At 40.5% G+C, this 19,206-nt stretch carries 18 protein-coding genes; 4 read left to right on the forward strand and 14 right to left on the reverse strand.

What is annotated here, in order from left to right:
• Nucleotides 1–105: 105 nt before the first annotated feature.
• From CVD27_RS14740 to CVD27_RS14760, 5 genes are all read right to left on the reverse strand, one after another.
• Nucleotides 106–1,953: an ABC transporter ATP-binding protein gene (locus CVD27_RS14740; RefSeq protein ID WP_101648670.1), complete on the reverse strand. Its 1,848-nt coding sequence runs from the start codon at nt 1,951–1,953 to the stop codon at nt 106–108.
• A complete protein-coding gene (locus CVD27_RS14745) occupies nt 1,954–3,687 on the reverse strand; it encodes an ABC transporter ATP-binding protein (protein WP_101648671.1) in 1,734 nt (577 codons plus the stop codon).
• A gap of 126 nt (nt 3,688–3,813) precedes the next feature.
• Nucleotides 3,814–4,164 carry an ASCH domain-containing protein gene (locus CVD27_RS14750; RefSeq protein ID WP_101648672.1) on the reverse strand — a complete coding sequence of 117 codons (351 nt, stop codon included), beginning with the start codon at nt 4,162–4,164 and terminating at the stop codon, nt 3,814–3,816.
• A gap of 75 nt (nt 4,165–4,239) precedes the next feature.
• Complete coding sequence (locus tag CVD27_RS14755) at nt 4,240–5,955, reverse strand: GMC family oxidoreductase (RefSeq protein ID WP_101648673.1); 1,716 nt, start codon at nt 5,953–5,955, stop codon at nt 4,240–4,242.
• A gap of 80 nt (nt 5,956–6,035) precedes the next feature.
• Entirely contained in the window at nt 6,036–6,785 is a 750-nt protein-coding gene (locus CVD27_RS14760) for a gluconate 2-dehydrogenase subunit 3 family protein (RefSeq protein WP_101648674.1), read from the reverse strand.
• A gap of 142 nt (nt 6,786–6,927) precedes the next feature.
• Here CVD27_RS14760 and CVD27_RS14765 point away from each other — a divergent pair, with 142 nt between their 5' ends.
• Complete coding sequence (locus CVD27_RS14765) at nt 6,928–7,623, forward strand: hypothetical protein (protein ID WP_101648675.1); 696 nt, start codon at nt 6,928–6,930, stop codon at nt 7,621–7,623.
• Nucleotides 7,624–7,651: 28 nt separating this feature from the next.
• Here CVD27_RS14765 and CVD27_RS14770 read toward each other — a convergent pair whose 3' ends face one another.
• Genes CVD27_RS14770 through CVD27_RS14785 form a run of 4 tightly spaced genes read right to left on the reverse strand, consistent with a single transcriptional unit; the run spans nt 7,652 to nt 10,799 of the window.
• A complete protein-coding gene (locus CVD27_RS14770) occupies nt 7,652–8,449 on the reverse strand; it encodes an ABC transporter permease subunit (RefSeq protein WP_101648676.1) in 798 nt (265 codons plus the stop codon).
• Nucleotides 8,450–8,461: 12 nt separating this feature from the next.
• Nucleotides 8,462–9,259 (reverse strand): ABC transporter permease subunit, encoded by a 798-nt coding sequence (locus tag CVD27_RS14775; protein WP_101648677.1) that lies wholly within the window; start codon nt 9,257–9,259, stop codon nt 8,462–8,464.
• A 5-nt stretch (nt 9,260–9,264) separates the two neighbouring features.
• Complete coding sequence (locus CVD27_RS14780) at nt 9,265–10,149, reverse strand: ABC transporter ATP-binding protein (protein ID WP_101648678.1); 885 nt, start codon at nt 10,147–10,149, stop codon at nt 9,265–9,267.
• A gap of 26 nt (nt 10,150–10,175) precedes the next feature.
• Complete coding sequence (locus CVD27_RS14785; RefSeq protein WP_101648679.1) at nt 10,176–10,799, reverse strand: TetR/AcrR family transcriptional regulator; 624 nt, start codon at nt 10,797–10,799, stop codon at nt 10,176–10,178.
• Between the two features lie 206 nt (nt 10,800–11,005).
• Here CVD27_RS14785 and CVD27_RS14790 point away from each other — a divergent pair, with 206 nt between their 5' ends.
• Entirely contained in the window at nt 11,006–11,926 is a 921-nt protein-coding gene (locus tag CVD27_RS14790; RefSeq protein WP_257984368.1) for a nuclease-related domain-containing protein, read from the forward strand.
• A gap of 478 nt (nt 11,927–12,404) precedes the next feature.
• Complete coding sequence (gene pepT, locus CVD27_RS14795; protein ID WP_101648699.1) at nt 12,405–13,637, forward strand: peptidase T; 1,233 nt, start codon at nt 12,405–12,407, stop codon at nt 13,635–13,637.
• Nucleotides 13,638–13,684: 47 nt separating this feature from the next.
• On the opposite strand, the gene CVD27_RS14800 is transcribed toward pepT, so the two are convergent.
• On the reverse strand, nt 13,685–14,620 hold the full coding sequence (locus CVD27_RS14800; RefSeq protein WP_101648680.1) for a phosphotransferase: 936 nt from the start codon (nt 14,618–14,620) through the stop codon (nt 13,685–13,687).
• Between the two features lie 194 nt (nt 14,621–14,814).
• Here CVD27_RS14800 and CVD27_RS14805 point away from each other — a divergent pair, with 194 nt between their 5' ends.
• Nucleotides 14,815–14,940: a DUF4023 domain-containing protein gene (locus tag CVD27_RS14805; protein WP_101648681.1), complete on the forward strand. Its 126-nt coding sequence runs from the start codon at nt 14,815–14,817 to the stop codon at nt 14,938–14,940.
• Between the two features lie 39 nt (nt 14,941–14,979).
• Here CVD27_RS14805 and CVD27_RS14810 read toward each other — a convergent pair whose 3' ends face one another.
• The 4 genes from CVD27_RS14810 to CVD27_RS14825 all read right to left on the reverse strand — a co-directional run bounded on the left by CVD27_RS14810 (nt 14,980) and on the right by CVD27_RS14825 (nt 19,015).
• Nucleotides 14,980–15,576, reverse strand: a complete 597-nt coding sequence (locus CVD27_RS14810) for a hypothetical protein (protein WP_101648682.1) — start codon at nt 15,574–15,576, stop codon at nt 14,980–14,982.
• Nucleotides 15,577–15,584: 8 nt separating this feature from the next.
• Nucleotides 15,585–16,742, reverse strand: coding sequence for a ParM/StbA family protein (locus CVD27_RS14815; protein WP_101648683.1), 1,158 nt, complete (start codon nt 16,740–16,742; stop codon nt 15,585–15,587).
• 493 nt (nt 16,743–17,235) lie between these two features.
• Nucleotides 17,236–17,508 (reverse strand): hypothetical protein, encoded by a 273-nt coding sequence (locus CVD27_RS28165; protein WP_180960289.1) that lies wholly within the window; start codon nt 17,506–17,508, stop codon nt 17,236–17,238.
• A 319-nt stretch (nt 17,509–17,827) separates the two neighbouring features.
• Nucleotides 17,828–19,015, reverse strand: a complete 1,188-nt coding sequence (locus CVD27_RS14825; protein ID WP_180960290.1) for a L,D-transpeptidase family protein — start codon at nt 19,013–19,015, stop codon at nt 17,828–17,830.
• Between the last annotated feature and the right edge of the window lie 191 nt (nt 19,016–19,206).

Genomic DNA, 19,206 nt, shown 5'->3' on the forward strand with positions numbered 1-19,206 from the left:
CTTCATCTATAAATTTGAGGCATCTCGGTCGGCTAGACATCAGGAATATAGTAGTTAGTTAACTTCTACCTTGATAAGTTTTACAGAAACAAAGGGCCATTTAACCTAACCAATTGCTTCATCGACATTCTTAAATTGATTAAAGAACATCTGATAATATCGGCCTCTAGTGTCCATTAATTCCTCATGGCTTCCTTTTTCAATAATTTGCCCATTGTCGATCACCATGATCGTATCTGCATCACGGATAGTATTTAAACGGTGAGCAATAATAAAGCTCGTACGCTCCTCCATCAATTTAAGCAAGGCCTCCTGGATGTGAAGCTCTGTTCTTGTATCAATGCTTGAGGTGGCCTCATCTAAAATCAGCAGTGCCGGTCTTGCCAATATCACCCGGGCAATTGCTAACAGCTGGCGCTGGCCCTGGCTTAGGTTACCCCCATTTTCTGATAAAATCGTTTCATATTTGTCTGGCAGACGGTTAATAAACACATCAGCATTGGCCATTCTGGCCGCCAGTTCTACCTCTTTATCATCTGCATCCGGCTTGCCGTATTTAATATTTTCCTTAATGGTCCCAGAAAATAAATATGTATCCTGAAGAACAAAACCAAAGCATCTTCGCAAACTGTCCCGTGTGTACTCACGTATATCCCGTCCGTCAAGCAGGATTCTTCCCTCTGTGACATCGTAAAATCTAGTCAGCAGGTTCACAATCGTTGTTTTTCCGGCACCTGTCGGACCAACAAGGGCCGTACTGCTGCCCACTTTTGCTTCAAAGTTAACATTTTTAATAATCGCGACATCCGGGCGATAGCCGAAGCTGACATTCTCAAAAACCACATGACCTTTTGGATTTTTCAACTCAACTGCCTGTGGCCGATCCACAACCTCTTCTTGTTCATCAAGGACTTCAAAGACACGCTCGGCTCCTGCCACACCGGACTGGAGGATGTTAAAAATATTAGCCAGGTCATTCAGCGGCCGGACAAATTGACGTGAATAAGTAATGAAGCTCGCAATCGCTCCAACTGTCACCATACTTTTAACTGCCAGAATCCCGCCGATCACTGCAACAATCGCAAAGCCAAAATTATTGATGACATTCATAATCGGCATTAAGAAACCGGACCAAATTTGCGCTTTAAGGCCAACATCACGAAGCTTCGTATTAACCGATTCAAATTCCTCAATCACCTGATCTTCGTGATTAAAGGCCTTCACAACTTCAATGCCGGAGATGGTTTCTTCAATATGGCCATTTAATTTACCAAGCTGGACCTGTTGCTCCTTAAATAAAACACTCGTCCTTTTGGCAATGGTCTTCGTCAATAAAAAAACAAGCGGAACGGTGATTAAACTGGCCACCGTTAAAATAGGACTTAGAATAATCATCATAATTAAGGACCCAGCTATCACGATCAGTCCGTTCATTAATTGTGTCGTGGACTGGGAGATGGTATTACTAACATTATCGACATCATTTGATAGGCGGCTCATCAGCTCCCCGTGCGTCCGGGAATCAAAAAAGGAAATGGGCAGCTTTTGCAGCTTTCGGAAGATGGCCTCACGAAGGCGCTTGACTACTCTTTGCGCCACACCAGCCATCAGCCAGCCCTGTAAAAAGGTGAGAGCTGCATCTCCAACGTAAGCGCAGGTTAACACAATAATGATGATTTCAAGTACATTGAAATCGACTTTACCGTGGTTCAGGCTCATCGCATCGACTGCCTTACCGATTAAGTACGGGGCTAGCAGCATTAGCACGGCGTCAACGATAATAAAGAGAAAAATGAAGCTCAGCATTTTTCGCTCATTGCCGAAATAATGCCACAAGCGTTTTAATGTACCCTTAAAGTTTTTTGGTTTAACCACAGGGCCTCGAAAACGGTGGGCAGCACCCGGTCTAAGGGGAGGAGGGGTAGTTTGGGCCTGTTCATTTTCTTTTGCCATTTACAAAACCTCCTTACCCATCTGTGATTGATAGATTTCCTGATAGACCCGGCAATTTGCCAGTAATTCACTGTGGGTGCCAACACCTACCAGTTCCCCATGATCTAAAACAACAATTTTATCCGCATCCATTATAGAAGTGATTCGCTGCGCAATTAATAAACAGGTAAGGCCCTTTGCATATTTTTTCAAGGCAGCTTTTATTTTCGCCTCCGTGGCAACGTCCACTGCACTGGTACTATCATCTAAGATTAAGATACTCGGTTTTTTAACTAAAGCCCTGGCAATGGATATCCGCTGTTTCTGCCCGCCGGAAAAGTTAACACCGCCCTGGCCAATCATGGTTTCATAACCCTCTGGTGAGGCAGCAATAAAATCATCCGCTCCAGCAATGGCCGCTGCCGCCCTTACTTCTTCATCCGCAGCCTCTTCTTTCCCCCAACGGATATTTTCCGCCACCGTTCCGGTGAATAGAATATTCTTTTGCGGGACAATCGCTATTTTATCTCTTAACCTGTGCGGATGAATACGTGAGGTATCTTGACCATCTACCTTAATCGTTCCGCTTGTCACATCATAAAAGCGGGGAATCAACCCAACGAGGGTACTTTTCCCTGAACCGGTTGAACCGATAATGCCCACCGTTTCCCCTGGAAGAATCGTTAAATTTATATGTTTTAGGATGGGCTCTCCCCGGGTTCCTTCATAAGAAAAAGTGACATCTTCAAAATCAATTCTGCCAGTTTCTTGAACATGCGGCGGCGGTGAGGCCTGAGTTTCATGTAAAATACTATCCTCTTGTAAAAATACCTCATTAATCCTTCCGGCTGATGCCCTTGCCCTGACAAACATATTAAAGACCATCGAAATTATCATAAGAGAAAATAGAATTTGCGTCATGTAGTTGGTAAAGGCAATAATATGTCCAACCTGAATATGACCTGATTCCACCCCTAGGCCCCCGATCCAAAGGACGACAACAATCCCAAGGTTCACCGTCAGCATAATCAATGGACTGAAAGTAGCCATCAAACGCCCAGCGGCGATTGATTGATCTTTAAAATGTTCATTGGCATTGGCAAACTTGCCAATCTCAACGTCAAAGCGATTAAAAGCTTTGACCACACGAACACCAGATAAATATTCCCGCATCACGGAGTTCACTCGGTCTAAGGCATTTTGAACCTTTGAGAAGAGAGGAAATCCAAGACGCAAATTAAGGACAATTAATAAAGCGACAATCGGTACGACCACGGCTAAGACAACAGAAAGGTGCAGATTGAGACGTGTTGCCATCACGAGGCCGCCAATCGCAAGAAGCGGAGACTTAACAAAGATTCGCATCAACCCGTTCACAAATACCTGTACTTGGGTCACATCGTTTGTCAAACGGGTAATTAAGGAGGCGCGGTTGAACTTGTCTAGATTTTTAAACGAAAGCGTTTGAATTTTTCTAAACAAATCCGACCGAAGTTCGGTTCCAAAGTTTTGGGAAACAATACTCGCGATAATGCTCCGGGTAGAAGCACTGATGGCACCGAAAGCCGTGATTAAGAGCATCACGCCGCCCATTTTCAAAACATAATGAATATCCCTGTTGACCACACCTTGATCGATGATTTTAGCCATAATCGTTGGCTGCATCAAATCACTAATTGTCTCGAAGGTGAGAAATAGTACAGCAATGCTAAAAGACTTCCAATATTTCTTTATGTATTTTGATAGAAACTTCATGCTCTCACCTAACCTTTAGCAACATTAACTAAAGCTATTATAATTTCGATTACCGGAATAAAACAATTTTTAAGCATGAAAAAATGAAAAAGGCCCATTTATATTTAAATGGACCTTTTAACCTTATTATTCTTGGACCGGACGGAACTCGTGCACCCAAACTCGCATCTGTGGAAGCCACGGCATGCCGGGATGGTAAGAAAGAATTGATTGTTTATATTCTTCCACTGTGTTGAAGCCCTCGCGGCGGGCATCATCATCTGTTAACTCGCCTAGGCTCTGTGAGTATACCTTTTCAACCACAAACTGGCGGCCTTCAAGCGTCATGATTTCACCTGGGTCTGCATAGCGGCCATTTCGGCGGGTAGCTGTTTTTTCTCCAGCCAATACCTTTTTTACATCGGCTTCCATTGTTACTAAACGTTCGATCGAACAGGTTTTTGGCGGCAATGCAGCGTTTTCATTTTGAGTTGTCATTAGAGTTTCTCTCCCTTTATTTTATATTTTCATATTAGCACTATACGTATAGGTAAATCTATCATCAAGCATTACTTATACAACCTGGCCGCCCTTATCACGATATTTAATGATACCTTCTGCTGCACGGTACGCCAAGGCTCCGACTGTATCGGTCGGATTATAACCTGAATTATGAGGGAAAGCCGATGCACCAATGACAAACAGGTTATCCATGTCCCACATTTGCAGGTAATTATTTACCGCTGAGGTTGACGGGTCAGCTCCCATAATCACACCACCAGTATTATGGGTGGATTGATAGGTGGTAATATCATATGGACCTAAATCTTTCATCGAATCAATATGGTCTGCACCCATTTCTTTTAGGATATCTGCACATTTACCTGCAAGGAATTTGGCCATCTGACGGTCCTGCTCCTCAAAATCAAAGGTAATACGGATAAGCGGATCGCCAAAAGCATCTTTATAGGTTGGATCAAGATCGAGAAAATGACGCTTAAACGGCATTGAAGAACCTTGAGAGGCAACTGTTAAAAAGCGATTCGCATATTTAACCGAATTAGCCTTGAAATCTTTACCCCAGGTTGGCTGTCCTCCTGGAACAGGGTTGTTTTGTATCGGTCTTAAGCCTGTTTGCGCAAGTGAAATCATCCCGCCATGTATGAAATTCACATGACTGTGGTCAAAATTGTCACCATTATAATCATCGACCACCATTCCCAGCGACCCAGCACCTGCAAAGGTATTAAATTCTTTTTTATCAAAAAATCCAATAGCATTCCCTTTAATCACTTGGTAGGCATAATTTTTCCCAATCACGCCTGTCCCCGTATTAGGATCATATGGCTTGCCGATTCCAGACATTAAAAGCAGGCGAATATTATTAAACACATAGCTTGTTACTACCACAATATCCGCAGGCTGTTCAATTTCCTCACCCGTTGTCACATCTGTATATAAGACACCTGTAGCTTTGTTACCCGTTTTTAATATGCGTCTTACATTGGAGTGGGTTCTTATTTCAAAGTTACCTGTTTTATTAGCAACAGGTATAACGGTCACAACTGGATCAGCCTTTGCTCCATATTCACAGCCAAACCTCTCACAATAGCCGCAATATTGACATGCTGATCTCTGGATCCCATCTGGATTTTTATAGGACTCCGATAGATTCGCTGATGGCATCATATACGGATGAAGTTTCATATTCTTTGTTGCCTTTTCAAACATCTGAATGGCAGGTGTCTTTTTCATTGGCGGGGTCGGGTATTTATCGGATCGTTTCCCGGCGAGAGGATTTTCTTCCCCTGATATACCTGCTGTTTTCTCAAATCGGTCATAATATGGCTCTAATTGATCGTATGTAATTCCCCAATCTTGAAGTGACATATCGGCTGGAATTTTATTTTTACCATATTTTTCAACCGTTTTACTATGGATCTCAAAATCGTAAGGCAAAAAGCGGAACGTTTGCCCATTCCAATGGACTCCAGAGCCGCCTAAGCCATCGCCAAGCAAAAACGACCCATATTGCCTCATCGGAAGGGCACGTATTCTTTCATTACCTCGGAATGTAATCGTTTCTCTTGAGAGGTCCTGCATGAGTTCATAGCGAAGGGCATAGCGTAATTCATCATGGACCATAAAGTAATCTTCCGTTTTTCGCTCTTTCCCTCTTTCCAATCCTACAACCTTTAATCCCTTTTTGGTCAGTTCTTTGGCAATAATTCCTCCTGCCCAACCAACACCTACAATGACAACATCAACTTTCGGCAGTTTTCTAGCCATACATTCACCTTCTTAGTTTTAAAATAAATTTACCTCATTATTTCTAGCGGCTAGCTTAGCGTCTAAGCACTTCCGCCTTTCTAGTGATTCATGTGGCTTTTCAGGCTTTGCGGCGCAACCTTTTTAAAATCCTTATCGATAATGTCTGCATAGGCCATCTGGCTGCCTGGATAATTCTTCATCTTCCAGCCATCCATATTTAAATTTCCTCCATATAATGGGTCGCTATATGCTCCTTCTAATGTGGCACCTCTAAGCATTTGGAAGAAACCGCTTGGAGAAATGGTGGTAATATTCACTTTATCTCCTTCAAAGTCTTTCAGGATGGCATCCTGCTCTTCTCCTTTTAATTCAGTGAAATCTTTCTTATAGACAGCCATGCTGTGGTTTTGTATTTCTCGAATGGCTATATCAAAAATTTCTCTGCGCTTTAACCGGCCTTGAAACCCTTGTACTTTTTCACCTGGATAAAAAGGAGCCTGCATATATTCCCGGCCATTAAAACCCCATTGCCCCGCTAACTGATGGTCGATAAAATAGGCAACACCGAGTGCCTTTGCTCCTGGCCCATTGTCATCCTCTGGAAAAATCCGCTCTGTTGCCGCATCAATGACCTTGAATTGCTCCGGAGTAAAATACATGAGCGCTTGATTAAAGTCTTCTGTTTTTGTCTGTGTTCCTTTTGTATTATTATTTGTGTTCTTATTATTGCGGGGAATGAGACTGCCGATCACTCCACCAACTGCAAGACCACCCACTGTTAAACCCGCATTACGAATGAACGTCCTTCTAGATACTGATTCTGGATTTTCTTTATTCTCTTCAACCATGGTGTACACCTCCAGATTTTTGTTATCACATCTATCCAAAAATTTCAGCAAAATCCTTGCTTTCCCATTATTATGTTCCAAAATAAACCATTCATACTTATAAAAGGAAAGGAGAAAATGATAAAAAAAGGAGGGCAAAAACATGAAAAGAATTTGGAAACTTTGCTGTGGACCCATTGTTATTGCTTTTTTAATACTTACTGGATGCTCTGCAAATCAAGGGGAAAATCAAGTAGATGCTGCCAAACTGCATGATAAATCCTTAAACACAAAAGGAAATGGACATGTCCTTGGCTCAACAAACAATCCCGATGTGATCCCAAGTGTGGACCGTGCCAAGAAAAAGACCACAAATGCCAACCATCAAACAACCAGCGGGCTGGGGACCAACGTATACAGCTTAATTGGGAGTTCAAGCTTACATGATGGGGGAATTTCCTCCCATTTGGAATCGCGGCTTTCCGGAGCAGGGATTACAGGGATCAAAGTTTTTGTTTTAGATGACACCGTTATTCTGGCAAGAGCGCAGGCAGCCGCCACTTCCACTAAATATGATGAGATGCAGCAAAAATTATTAACCAATACGTCAGGTTCTTCGGGAAAAGGGAATCTTGATGGAGTGGATATGTCAAAACAAAATACGGATGATAACCTTGATCAGGCTAAAGAGTTAATGACAAAAGCCTTCAATGGCCAGGTTCAAATCTTAACAATTACTAATCCAAAGGCCATGCCGCTCATTGACGGAATCAAATCAAATATTAAAGCCAATCAGACGAACTATACAAAGCTCTCAAGCGATATTAATACACTCATTAAAATGGCTCGTGAGAAATAAGGAAAAGACCGGGGGAATCCCCCGGTCTTTATATATTTAAATCTCTTTTTTTATAAAACAAATAGGTTACACTTGTAAAAATGATAATTAGAAAGCCTGAAATAACCATATAGACTGGCTCCAGTCCGCCGCCATACATCACATTTTTTGCTTCAAAATATTTGAAAGGACTCAAATACTTTAAGTTTTTCATGCCTTCATTCAAATCAATGGCGACCGACAAAATAAAGGTCAGTAAAAGCACGCCGGCTGAAAGGGAAGCAGCTTTCTTTGATTTCTTTTTTAAAGCCGAAATCGCACTGCCCATGACCATAAACAGCAGCTGCAATATAAACATCCCTGCCATCAATATGACAATATCATGATTAACCTCTTCACGCTTACTGTATTTAGCCATAAAAGCAATGGATGAAAAGAGAGTGACTAGATTTAAGACGACTATATTGAACAGGGAGGCCAGCAGCTTAGCCGTTATAACCGTTGTTCTCGAAACTGGCTTAACGAATAAAAACTCAGTGGTTTTGTCGCGCTCCTCTTTTGCAATAATCGCCGCGCCAAGCATGGCAGCATGAATGGTTGCCATTAACAGCAAATAAACAAAAAGCATGCCATAATAACCACTCGCTTTTGACAAATCCAAGCTCCCGATTCCCATAATCACCTGAAGAGATTTTGGCATATCCTTCATCACATCATTCATCGATTGCTGTGATGAATACAAATTAGCATATTTATTCATTCCTGATAACACCATCAAACATACACCGACACTCCAGAAGATGAGCGATTTACGATGAGACTTTAATTCTTTCAAAAATATATTCATTGTCGAAACCTCCTAAACCGCATGAATATCTTTTTTTGTATAAATCCTATAACTTGCCGTAATCGCCACAACTACTATGACTAACCCTGCAATAAGAAAGGAGGCCTCATAGCTTGCGTGTTTGATGATATAGGTGTTATCAAAATATTTAAACGGAGAAATATACCGTTTCACATCATTACCACTGGTATCACTAATGACGCCCAAAAAGTAAAATCCAAACACGGTGGCTAATGAAACCGTCAGAACAGACTTAATTTTTGGGATGATCACAGAAATGATTATGCCGATGGCTAGAAAAATTAATTGGATAAAAAACATTGTCCCTGACAGCAGCACGAACTTTTTCATACTAAAATCCACTGTCTTTACCTGCAAAGCGATAAAATTGACTGCCATTAGATAGATGACATTTGTAAGCAAAAGTGACATGAAAGCAGCAAGCAGCTTACTAGTCAAAATTTGCGTGCGCGTAACCGGCTTCGTTAATAGAAAATCGGCTGTCTTCTCACGAACCTCCTTGCTGACTATTCCCGTCCCAATATTCATCGCCTGAATAGCCGCACAGAGAGTAGTAAACGTCAAGGCATAGCTATAGAATCCTAAAATGGTAAAAATATTTTCCAAATTAAGTCCGATCGCCTTCCTCATCGCGAGCGGATAGCCTGCTAATAATTTTTTAAATTCATCCGCATCCTTAGCAAAGGAGGGAAACATCGACAAGAACAGCAATGCCACCATGATTAGCGAAAAGGTCCAGATTATCGTTGACTTCCGGTACGCTTTTAACTCATGAAAAAAGATATTCATAGTGGTTAAGCCTCCTTCTCATAATAGTGCATAAAGATCTCCTCAAGATCCGCCTCCTCAATCCACAGATTGACGATTTCAATTTCAGCTATCTTTTTCAACACCGTGTTGATATTCCCCCTAAATAAAAAGCTGATTACATTCCCCTTAGCCTCTAAATTATTTACACCCTCGATCGTAAAATAATTAGGGTCTAAGGCCGACTTCGTCTCCACTTTAAACTTTTTATAATTGTTTTCTTGTAAGGTGCTTATTTTTTCTACCGTAACCATCTTGCCCTCTTTGATAATTGCCACTCGATTGCATAGTCTCTGAACCTCGCTCAAAATATGGGAGGAAAAAAGAATGGTAGCGCCCTTTTTATTTTCCTCTTCGAGCAGTTCAAAGAATTTCTGCTGCATTAACGGATCCAGCCCGCTTGTAGGTTCATCGAGTATAATCAGCTTTGGTTCATGAAGAAGGCCTTGAACGATTCCCACCTTCTTTTTATTTCCCAGGGAGAGGTCATCAATCTTTTTATTTAGATCCAGGTCCATCATTTCTGCTAACTCTTTGATTCTCTTACTGCAGTCCTTTTTATAAAAACTGGCTGAGTATTTTAATAGGTCCTTAACTTTCATATTGTCATAGTAAAAAACTTCGGAAGGCAGGTAGCCAATCTCCTTTTTGATTTCCGGTGCAAACTGAATGCAGTCCTTTCCAAAAATTGTGGCACTGCCGCTCGTTGGATAAATTAATGAAAGCAGCGTGCGGATGGTCGTCGATTTTCCCGCTCCATTTGGCCCGATGAAACCGAATATCTCCCCTTGTTCCACATGAAAACTGATATCTGTAATCCCTCTAGACTTTCCGTAAGTCTTTGTAAGATTTTTAATTTCAATTACATTCATGGTTCCTGCCCCCTAAGCCTTCGTTATTATTTATAGAAAACCTTTGTTAATACCTCGAAGTATTGTTCGGCTTCAAGCTGAATTTTTGGGTAATCAACTTCATGCCCCGGAGATAATTTGGCTTTATTCAGCTCTTCTTCGCTCATTTTTTCAAACGTCCAAGTAATAATCTTTAATATTTTCTGTATGTCGATATCGTCTCGGAATTTGGTAAGATCAATGCCCTCGTAAATTTTCCCGAAGTTAATTTCATTTAGTTCTTTAACCTTTTTCTCTATCTCCGCTTTAATGTCGGCGGCATCATCCATGTATGCATGTTCGATAAACTTAAAGATGTCAGGATATTTCGAGAGGAGATCCATTTTAATTAAAACTGCCTCCCGGATTCGTGCGAAGAACTCGGTCTCTTTTAGGTTGATTTTTTTATAAAAATCATCGCTGATCATCTGGATACAGTGGTCAAATAAAAATAAAAATAATTGTTTTTTATTTTTAAAATAATGAAAGAGCAATCCCTTTGATATTTCCGCTTCCTTCACGATTTCATTGGTCGAAGCCTTATCATATCCTTTCTGGGCAAATTCCTTTATGGCAGCATTTATGATTCGATCCTGTTTTTCCGTATCTAAGTTGAGAAATTTCGAAAACACTGGCGCAGCCCTCCTTTTCGTTTGTTGACCACATCAGTCAATGAAGTCATTATATTCCCGTTGACTACTCTGGTCAATAGGTGACAGCCTATATTTTTTACAAAAATATGAAATTGATTCAGGGGGAATAGTTTAGCTATGGAGGGTGTGCTACGATGCTTTTAGGGAGGTGTTTTTATATTTGTATTAAAAGTCGAGATCCATCATTGAAACTTGAAGGTATAATTTCCGCTCAAGGCCGTATTCCTGCTGGGCATGCAATTTTTCCTGTTCTCGCTGCTAAACAGTCAGCGGTTGAGGCGGGGATTGGCGGGGAAGAGCGTGTTGCTGAAGTCCTCCGTAAGTACTCCTTTTCGTTTGAACAGCATATCTTCCATGATTTGTGTCCCGCTTCTGTTGATCATTTTCAAATGGATACGTTTATGTTAAGCCCCTGGTTTGGGGTGGTGTTAGAGGTTAAAAATATCAGTGGAATCCTGGAGTTTAAGGATCATCCCCCTCAATTGATCCGGACAAGAGAGGATGGGCATAAGGATGGTTTTGAGAGTCCTGTGGTTCAATTGGAGCGAAATTGTGAGTTAATCATGGATTGGCTAAAGTATCGCGGGCTGCAGCTCCCGTTATATGGCGCTGTCGTTTTGGCTTATCCGAAACAAATTGTTGCTGTTCCCCCTAAGGAAACCAAGCTTTTATTCCCCAACTTGATTCCTTCTTTTCTAAAAAGTATCCCAAGGCAGGATCGAAAGTTAGATTTAGATACCTTTCAATGGCTTTCTAATGAGCTCCTTCACAGTCATCAGATATATATTCCTAAACCAATCTGTGAGTCTTATAATATTCCATTTAGTGATTTTAAACCTGGAGTAAGGTGTTTGGTATGTCGGAGGATTGGGATGGTGAAGACACCCAGGACATGGGTTTGTCCATTTTGCCATGAAACTGACCATAAAGCACATATTCGTACTTTACGGGAGTGGTTTTTGATATTTAAGAGGAGTATCACGAATAGGGAGTGCCGGGAGTTTTTGGGGGTGGACGGAATTCACACCGCTACTCGAATTTTAAAAAGTATGGATATGAGGTCTGATGGGTCCTTCCGGGATCGGTCGTATTTTATGTTTAAATAGGTTTGTTTTTTTAATGGGTAAATATAAAGGCATACTCGAGTCTTTTTTGCGGGTATGCTTTTTTATGTGAGAGTAAATTTCAATTATCCGAGAGTTTGTTGCTTTTATCCGAGAGTAACCAGCTATTATCCGAGAGTATTCACCTTTTATCCAAGAGTAACCAGCTATTATCCGAGAGTATTTTCTTTGTTCGAGAGTAATTTACATTTATCCGAGAGTATTCACCTTTTATCCAAGACAAACCAGCTATTATCCGAGAGTATTTTCTTTGTTCGAGAGTAATTTACACTTATCCGAGAGTATTCACCTTTTATCCAAGACTAAACGGCGATTATCCGAGGGTATTCGTTCTTTATCCGAGAGTAAAAACGTATCTCACGTGCTGCCCATGTAGAAATGCCTTCAAAAAGTGTAACCCCCTCCTCAAAGTGATATGATATTCATGATTACATACTCAAAAAAGGGGAGTGCAGCAAAATTGAAAAATGAGCTTATTGAAAGATTTACTTCCTATGTAAAAGTAGACACACAATCAAATGAAAACAGCGAAACCTGTCCATCCACTGAAGGGCAGTGGACATTGCTCCGCATGCTAGTGGATGAACTTAAACAAATCGGTATGGAAGAAGTAACAATCGATGAAAATGGCTACGTCATGGCAACCTTGCCGGCCAACACCGACAAAACCGTACCCACCATCGGTTTCCTTGCCCACGTCGACACTGCCACTGACTTTACCGGCAAAAACGTCAACCCGCAAATCGTCGAAAACTATGACGGTGGTGAAATCATTTTAAACTCAGCCTTAAAAGTAGTCATGTCACCAAAAGACTTTCCCAGCCTGCCAGACTATAAAGGCCACACCTTAATCACAACAGACGGCACCACCTTGCTTGGCGCAGACAACAAAGCTGGCGTGACTGAAATCATGACCGCAATGGCCTACCTCATCGGGCACCCGGAAATCAAGCACGGTAAGGTCCGCGTTGCGTTCACACCAGATGAAGAAATTGGCAGAGGCCCACATAAGTTTGACGTTGCGGCCTTTAACGCGAACTATGCCTACACCGTTGATGGCGGTCCATTAGGGGAGCTAGAATTCGAGAGCTTTAATGCTGCCGGCGCCAAAATCACCATTAAAGGCAACAATATTCATCCAGGCTCAGCAAAGGACAAAATGATTAACTCCATCAAAATCGGCATGGAGTTACATAGTAAACTGCCAGTACAGGAAGCACCTGAACATACCGAAGGATACGAAGGTTTCTTTCATCTGCTTGCCTTTAACGGAGATGTGGAGGAAACTCGTCTTCACTATATTATCCGTGACCATGACCGGGAAAAGTTTAATAACCGCAAGGCGGCACTGCAAGCCATTATCAATGAGCTGCAAGCGAAATATGGCACCGATAGAATCGTCTTAGAAATGAATGACCAATACTACAACATGCGAGAGAAAATTGAACCCGTCATGGAGATTGTCGACATTGCCCATGAAGCGATGGTGAGCTTAGGTATCCAGCCAATCACCAAACCAATCCGCGGCGGCACCGACGGCTCACAGCTATCCTTTATGGGACTGCCAACACCGAATATTTTTACAGGCGGCGAGAATTTCCACGGAAAATTTGAATTTATCTCTGTTGAAAATATGGTAAAAGCAACCCAAACCGTTATTGAAATCATCAAGCTAACGGAGCAAAAGGCATAATCAATCAAGACAAAAAGCTAACCCATCAAGGGTTAGCTTTTAATGCATCAGAGCGCTCCTGCACACTGCTTTAAACTTAATATAGTTTCTTCCATCTGCCCTTTCAATTGTTCCTCTGGCCATTTCCCATCCTTCGCTTGAAGGTCCTTCCTAATCAGTCCAATCATCCAAATCGAAAAGACAGCCGAAAATAAATAATACTCTCTCATAAAAGAGTCATGATCTATTTCAAAAGTCACATGAAAAAGATAATCCTTTAGTATTTGCGTCCGAAGCTCAGGTGTAACCCTTTTAGGAAAAAGAGGATGCGACATATCAATTAGATGGTACAAATCCCAATAAGGCAAATTCAAATGGGTATGCTCCCAATCCAAAATCTTTAGTTCATTGTTCACTATAGAAAAGTTACCTAAATGTAAATCACCATGGGATAAAACTTGCCTTTTAGAAAAATTATTTTCCTTTAGAAGAGAGTAGACACGTTCAATAGACTCTCTTTCTATCCCTAGACTAGATACCAGATGGAGAAACCCTTCTTTATAAGAACCAACTTCCGTAATAATGTCTTCCATTTGAGGCTTTAACCCCGTTGTCGGTACATTTGGAAACTCACTAACTGGGAGGGAATGCCACCAGGCCACCCATTTAATAACTTCTAGGACACTAGTTTCATTAAAGTAATGAATTAGTGCACCTAAATCCTCTAGTATCATCCAATTCAGTTCAGGTTCTTCACTTATTTTATAGGAAATAACCTTCGGATAGATTGCAGGAAACCGCGGGAGAATATGCTGGTGAATCCATACCTCCTTCCCTAACTGACCATTATTGGTTAATGGTTTAAAAATATAGCTTCTTGTAGGAGCAATAAAAAAACGTTCGACCAATCGCCCATTCATACCTTTGTACAGCGTTTCTCTTTTTAGGATTAATGCATCATTAAGGATACCGCTCTCAAGAACAATATCAGCAGGCAGCTCCATCAGCCCACCACCTATCTCTATTAATAGCCTAATATCTTTCCTAATGAAAACAGCCTAGTCAAAAAGACTTTATCTAATATGTATGACTGATCTATGAGTTTATATCTGATTTCTCCATTTAAGGGGATTACATATTTATCGCTGCACGGGACAGAATAACTATGGTTCATTTTTAAAAAGGAGGGTACTTCTAGATGGAAGACAATACTACACATGAATTTGTTGAAAAACTCCATGAAAGACAACAAAAGGACAAGGACAATAAGGAACGCCAAAGCAAAGGTCATCAAAGTCAAAAACTACCAAACAAACAGCATTAATCAACAAAGCCCCGCCTGCTAAAAAGGCGGGGCTCAAGTTTATTTGTTCATATTTGCCAAAAATCCTCCAAGCAGATCATCGGGATCAAGTTCTTCATCCTTCGCTTCCACTTCAGGCAGTTCTGGCTTCTTGGCAGTATCCCAGTCAAATGATTCTAGGTCATCTTCCATATCCGTGTCATCCAAACTGGCCGCAAGCTCCTCAAAAGTATCCGATTCAGCAGGGAGCTCCCCCTTGTTCGCTGAAACAGAAGGCTCCTCCTGAAGGTATAAGGCTTCATCAATATCCAAGGAATTACTATTTAAAGATGCAAGTAAGGAAGTGGCCCTGATCGGGTCCGAAATCAACTGATAAATAATGCTGCCGAGCATTGCCTCAGAGTGCTCATGCTTTAACCAATCACGTTGAGCCTTTGTTAACTTCTTAGGAAGGGGAATCGTCACGGTTTCTTTTTCACGTGAAAATGAATGACTTACCCCTTGAATCACAAACTCAGCTATAGAGCTGGAGAAGTTTCTCCGCTCTGTTTCCTTTAACCTTTGTAAATGCTTCACTATATGGTCAGGCGTATCCGAAGGGATACGAAAGGATAGTGCTTGGCCTCTCTTAATTTCAGCTGAAGAAATTTTCTTCATACGATCACCTAGTTAGTTTTGACTGGTTCTTTAGGCTTCTCCGATTTTCTGACAAAATCCATGATGAGCTTATAGTAAGCATTGGCCATCATCCAAATGCTTTCCTTGTCATCTTCAAAGAATTCAATATTATAACCGTCTAAATTGTTATTTAAAGTCTTGATATAATCTTTTAAGACATGGGATCCTCCGCCTACAAAATAGCAGATTTCTGTCTGGGAATTTTTCTGCCAAACATTTCGTAATAATCGATATTGCTTTTTGGCTAAATCAAGCAGTATACGGTCCGTAATGTCATGCACGCTTGTCCGGCTTCCTTTGACCATAATATGATTTCGATCATTTTTTCTTGTAATGATTTCAACTACATCACGGCGGCTGTCGAGTTCAACTCCATGTTTTTTGCGAATTTCCTCGCGGATGGCCTCTAATGATTCTGATACCCCAAGGTTGAATCCTTGTGCCTTATCATCATCCACATTTCGGTTTTTAATCACGGCAATATCTGTTGATAACCCGCCAATATCCTGGATAAGGATACGCTTATCGATTAGATCCTTATTGATTATTTTTAAATTGTTGTCCATTACTAGATTAATATAGGCAGCAAAGCCTTCCGGATAAACCTTTACCTCGTTAAATTTAAGATTAACCTTTAATCCTTGGTATTTTGGTGTCACTAGAAATTCAACCTGGTGAACATTTCCAATTAATCTTGAACGATAGCCTGCATCCTTGCCTTCTTTTACTTCACGAAGCGGGAGTCCTGTTCCTAATGTATAAGTTGCATCGATCACATTCTTAGCTTTTGGAAAACTATCTAGTTTTACTGCATCCAATGCTAATGTGGCAAAAAGCATGATTAGTGTTTGGTCTTCCTCTGACTTGCTGCTGCCCGGGTCTAGTTCAGTAGCGTTATCTGTTTTGGTAGCTAAATTACCAACACGATAAATGGCATTGTTGTCTTTTAGGGCAGGGGAGTGGACTTTGATATGAATACCATCTAGGGGATTTTTACTATCAAGCTCTTCAATCCCTATGACAGGTCGATCTTCTGTATCACGGGCGATAATGTTAGGAATATTTAATTCATACTCTAGTTCTCCGAAAATAGCTTTAATAGAGTCATTTCCTACATCAATTGCTGCAACTCTGGACTTATTCATATTAATCATTCCTTTTCATTAATAGTCTTTATTATGTACTGATTCTCTCTACTAATAGGCTATAGGAGATTGGTAGATTCTTCAATGGGATTTTGCGAAATGAAATAAAAGTGTAAAACCGTAAACAATATGTAAACTTAGCAGTATTGTAATCGGTTATGTAAACATTTAAGACAAATACGTAAACATCGCTTTATTTTAAGGCGTGTACATGATTGTATACATGTATACGAACTTGTAAACAAATAGTAAACAAAATGTATACACGTATACAAAAACGTAAACACCATGTACATACTCTGTTTACAAGTAAACATATTGCAAACACTAATATTTAAATATATTTTTTTCTTTTTAAAAAATTAGATACCACTAAAGGGTGCTTAATAAACTTTTAAACTATTGAATTTTCCTCCAGAACTTTCCAGCTACACTATGCAGCTAGAAATAATAGTGAATATTTTGTGGATTTAGCAATAATTCAGGAAATCAGCTAAGTTAAATGCTTGTGATGTAGGGACAAACGTATCTCCTTGCTAAGTCCTGGCCTGGATCTGCTCCATAAAGCCATAAAGCCATCCATTAAATGTTCTAAATACGTGAAAAGTAGGAATTCCTCAATGGCGGTAATGTCGATTGTCAGGGGTGTAGCTTCTTTTCTTTCCTTTTGAACATCAGCCACCATGTGGAGTCCTACCAATACAAGAGATTTTTCTGGAAACTGTGTACCCTCACCTAGGAGTAATGTAAACTGTTTTGTAAACACTTAAGACAAGTGTGTAAACAACGCGCCACAAAAGGATGCATACGAATTTGTATACGTGTATACATACTTGTAAACATTAAGTACACAAAATGTATACACGTACACAAAAACGTAAACTTCATGTGTGCAATCCGTTTACATGATTACACAAATGTAAACATCGTTTTTTAAGCGTAGTTTTCCCTTTAACAAAAAAATTAGACACTCCATAAGGAGCGTCTAACAATCTTTAAAACTAGCAACTCGATGGTCTGTCTAACTATGCTTTCCTGTGATACATAGGAGGGGTTCAAATCATCCATTTTACTAAGGAATCATGTTACTCCAGCCTAGCACCATCTGCTCCTATATTCCAGCCATCAATGACGGTGCTAACTGCCATTATTCCGATAGGATTCGATTTAGGATTAAAATAGTACCATTTTCCTTCTATTTGTACCCAGCCTGTTTTTACCACTCCATTTTGATCAACAAAGTATGTTTTTCCTCCGGTTATTAACCAGCCGCCCTTTTTCATTACTCCCGTTTGATCAAAGAAGTATTCCTTCCCAAGAAGGATCATCCAACCCTTTTTCATCTCTCCTGTTTTCTCGAAATAGTATGTTTTTCCAAGAAGGATCATCCAGCCCTTTTTCATCTCTCCCGTTTTCTCAAAGTAATATGTTTTTCCATTGAGAATCATCCAGCCCTTTTTCATCTCTCCTGTTTTCTCAAAATAGTAGGTTTTTCCAAGGAGGATCATCCAGCTCTTTTTCATCTCTCCGGTCTTCTCAAAGTAGTAGGTTTTTCCATTGAGGATCATCCAGCCCTTTTTCATCTCTCCGGTCTTCTCAAAGTAGTATGTTTTTCCTCCGAGGATCATCCAGCCCTTTTTCATCTCTCCCGTTTTCTCAAAATAGTATGTTTTTCCTCCGAGGATCATCCAGCCGGTTTTAGGTATGCCGTTTTCATAGTAAAATTGATGCCCATTGCTTTGTACCCAGCCGTTTGTCACACCAACATTAAAGCCATTTGCCTTGGCAATGGCGTCAAAGCTGCTGCCGGAGTAAGTTATGATAACCGTTGTGTACATTTTAACTTGGCTGAAAAGCCAACGAACCTCATTATTGTGCATCCGCACACAGCCATGGCTGATATATTTACCAATTGAGCTTTCATTTGCATTTCCATGAATCGCATATGTTGTTCCATATGTCCCCCTAGCTTCCAGACCCAACCATCTATTCCCTAATGGATTACGAGGATCCCCGCCAGGTATATGCCCCTTATAATAGGGTCGATTTACGATTTTGGTAACAATCCTAAACTTACCTTCCGGGGTTAAATTTCTAGTTTTACCAGTTGCAACTTTAAAGGTTCTCACTAGCTTTCCACTATCATAGAATGCGAGTGTGTTCGTCTTTTTGTTAATAATAATCAATTGCGAGCTGCCTGCTGCATCAGCTTCTGCATGGTTGAAGAAAAAGATACTAAAAAGCAAAACAAAAATAACTGATAACTTTCTCATTTGCATCTCCCCAAATATGTAATTTACTTTACAATAACATTTCAAGCAGACCGTTTTTTGTCATAATTTGGTGAAAACAATGTAATATTTTACAATTCTATTAAAATATCATTCGACATTTACTTTTTAGATGATAGGGGCATCTCTTAATTGCAAATCCAGTTTATTAATTTGCATATAGAAGTAATGGT

The organism is Neobacillus cucumis (assembly GCF_002860255.1).
GTDB classification, from domain to species: Bacteria; Bacillota; Bacilli; order Bacillales; family Cytobacillaceae; genus Neobacillus; species Neobacillus cucumis_A.

What these genes read in the sequence shown, in the direction of transcription:
- CVD27_RS14740 (WP_101648670.1), bottom strand. Translation starts at nt 1,953, where the DNA reads ATGGCAAAAGAAAATGAACAGGCCCAAACTACCCCTCCTCCCCTTAGA.
- CVD27_RS14745 (WP_101648671.1), bottom strand. Translation starts at nt 3,687, where the DNA reads ATGAAGTTTCTATCAAAATACATAAAGAAATATTGGAAGTCTTTTAGC.
- CVD27_RS14750 (WP_101648672.1), bottom strand. Translation starts at nt 4,164, where the DNA reads ATGACAACTCAAAATGAAAACGCTGCATTGCCGCCAAAAACCTGTTCG.
- CVD27_RS14755 (WP_101648673.1), bottom strand. Translation starts at nt 5,955, where the DNA reads ATGGCTAGAAAACTGCCGAAAGTTGATGTTGTCATTGTAGGTGTTGGT.
- CVD27_RS14760 (WP_101648674.1), bottom strand. Translation starts at nt 6,785, where the DNA reads ATGGTTGAAGAGAATAAAGAAAATCCAGAATCAGTATCTAGAAGGACG.
- CVD27_RS14765 (WP_101648675.1), top strand. Translation starts at nt 6,928, where the DNA reads ATGAAAAGAATTTGGAAACTTTGCTGTGGACCCATTGTTATTGCTTTT.
- CVD27_RS14770 (WP_101648676.1), bottom strand. Translation starts at nt 8,449, where the DNA reads ATGAATATATTTTTGAAAGAATTAAAGTCTCATCGTAAATCGCTCATC.
- CVD27_RS14775 (WP_101648677.1), bottom strand. Translation starts at nt 9,259, where the DNA reads ATGAATATCTTTTTTCATGAGTTAAAAGCGTACCGGAAGTCAACGATA.
- CVD27_RS14780 (WP_101648678.1), bottom strand. Translation starts at nt 10,149, where the DNA reads ATGAATGTAATTGAAATTAAAAATCTTACAAAGACTTACGGAAAGTCT.
- CVD27_RS14800 (WP_101648680.1), bottom strand. Translation starts at nt 14,620, where the DNA reads ATGGAGCTGCCTGCTGATATTGTTCTTGAGAGCGGTATCCTTAATGAT.
- CVD27_RS14805 (WP_101648681.1), top strand. Translation starts at nt 14,815, where the DNA reads ATGGAAGACAATACTACACATGAATTTGTTGAAAAACTCCATGAAAGA.
- CVD27_RS14810 (WP_101648682.1), bottom strand. Translation starts at nt 15,576, where the DNA reads ATGAAGAAAATTTCTTCAGCTGAAATTAAGAGAGGCCAAGCACTATCC.
- CVD27_RS14815 (WP_101648683.1), bottom strand. Translation starts at nt 16,742, where the DNA reads ATGAATAAGTCCAGAGTTGCAGCAATTGATGTAGGAAATGACTCTATT.
- CVD27_RS14825 (WP_180960290.1), bottom strand. Translation starts at nt 19,015, where the DNA reads ATGAGAAAGTTATCAGTTATTTTTGTTTTGCTTTTTAGTATCTTTTTC.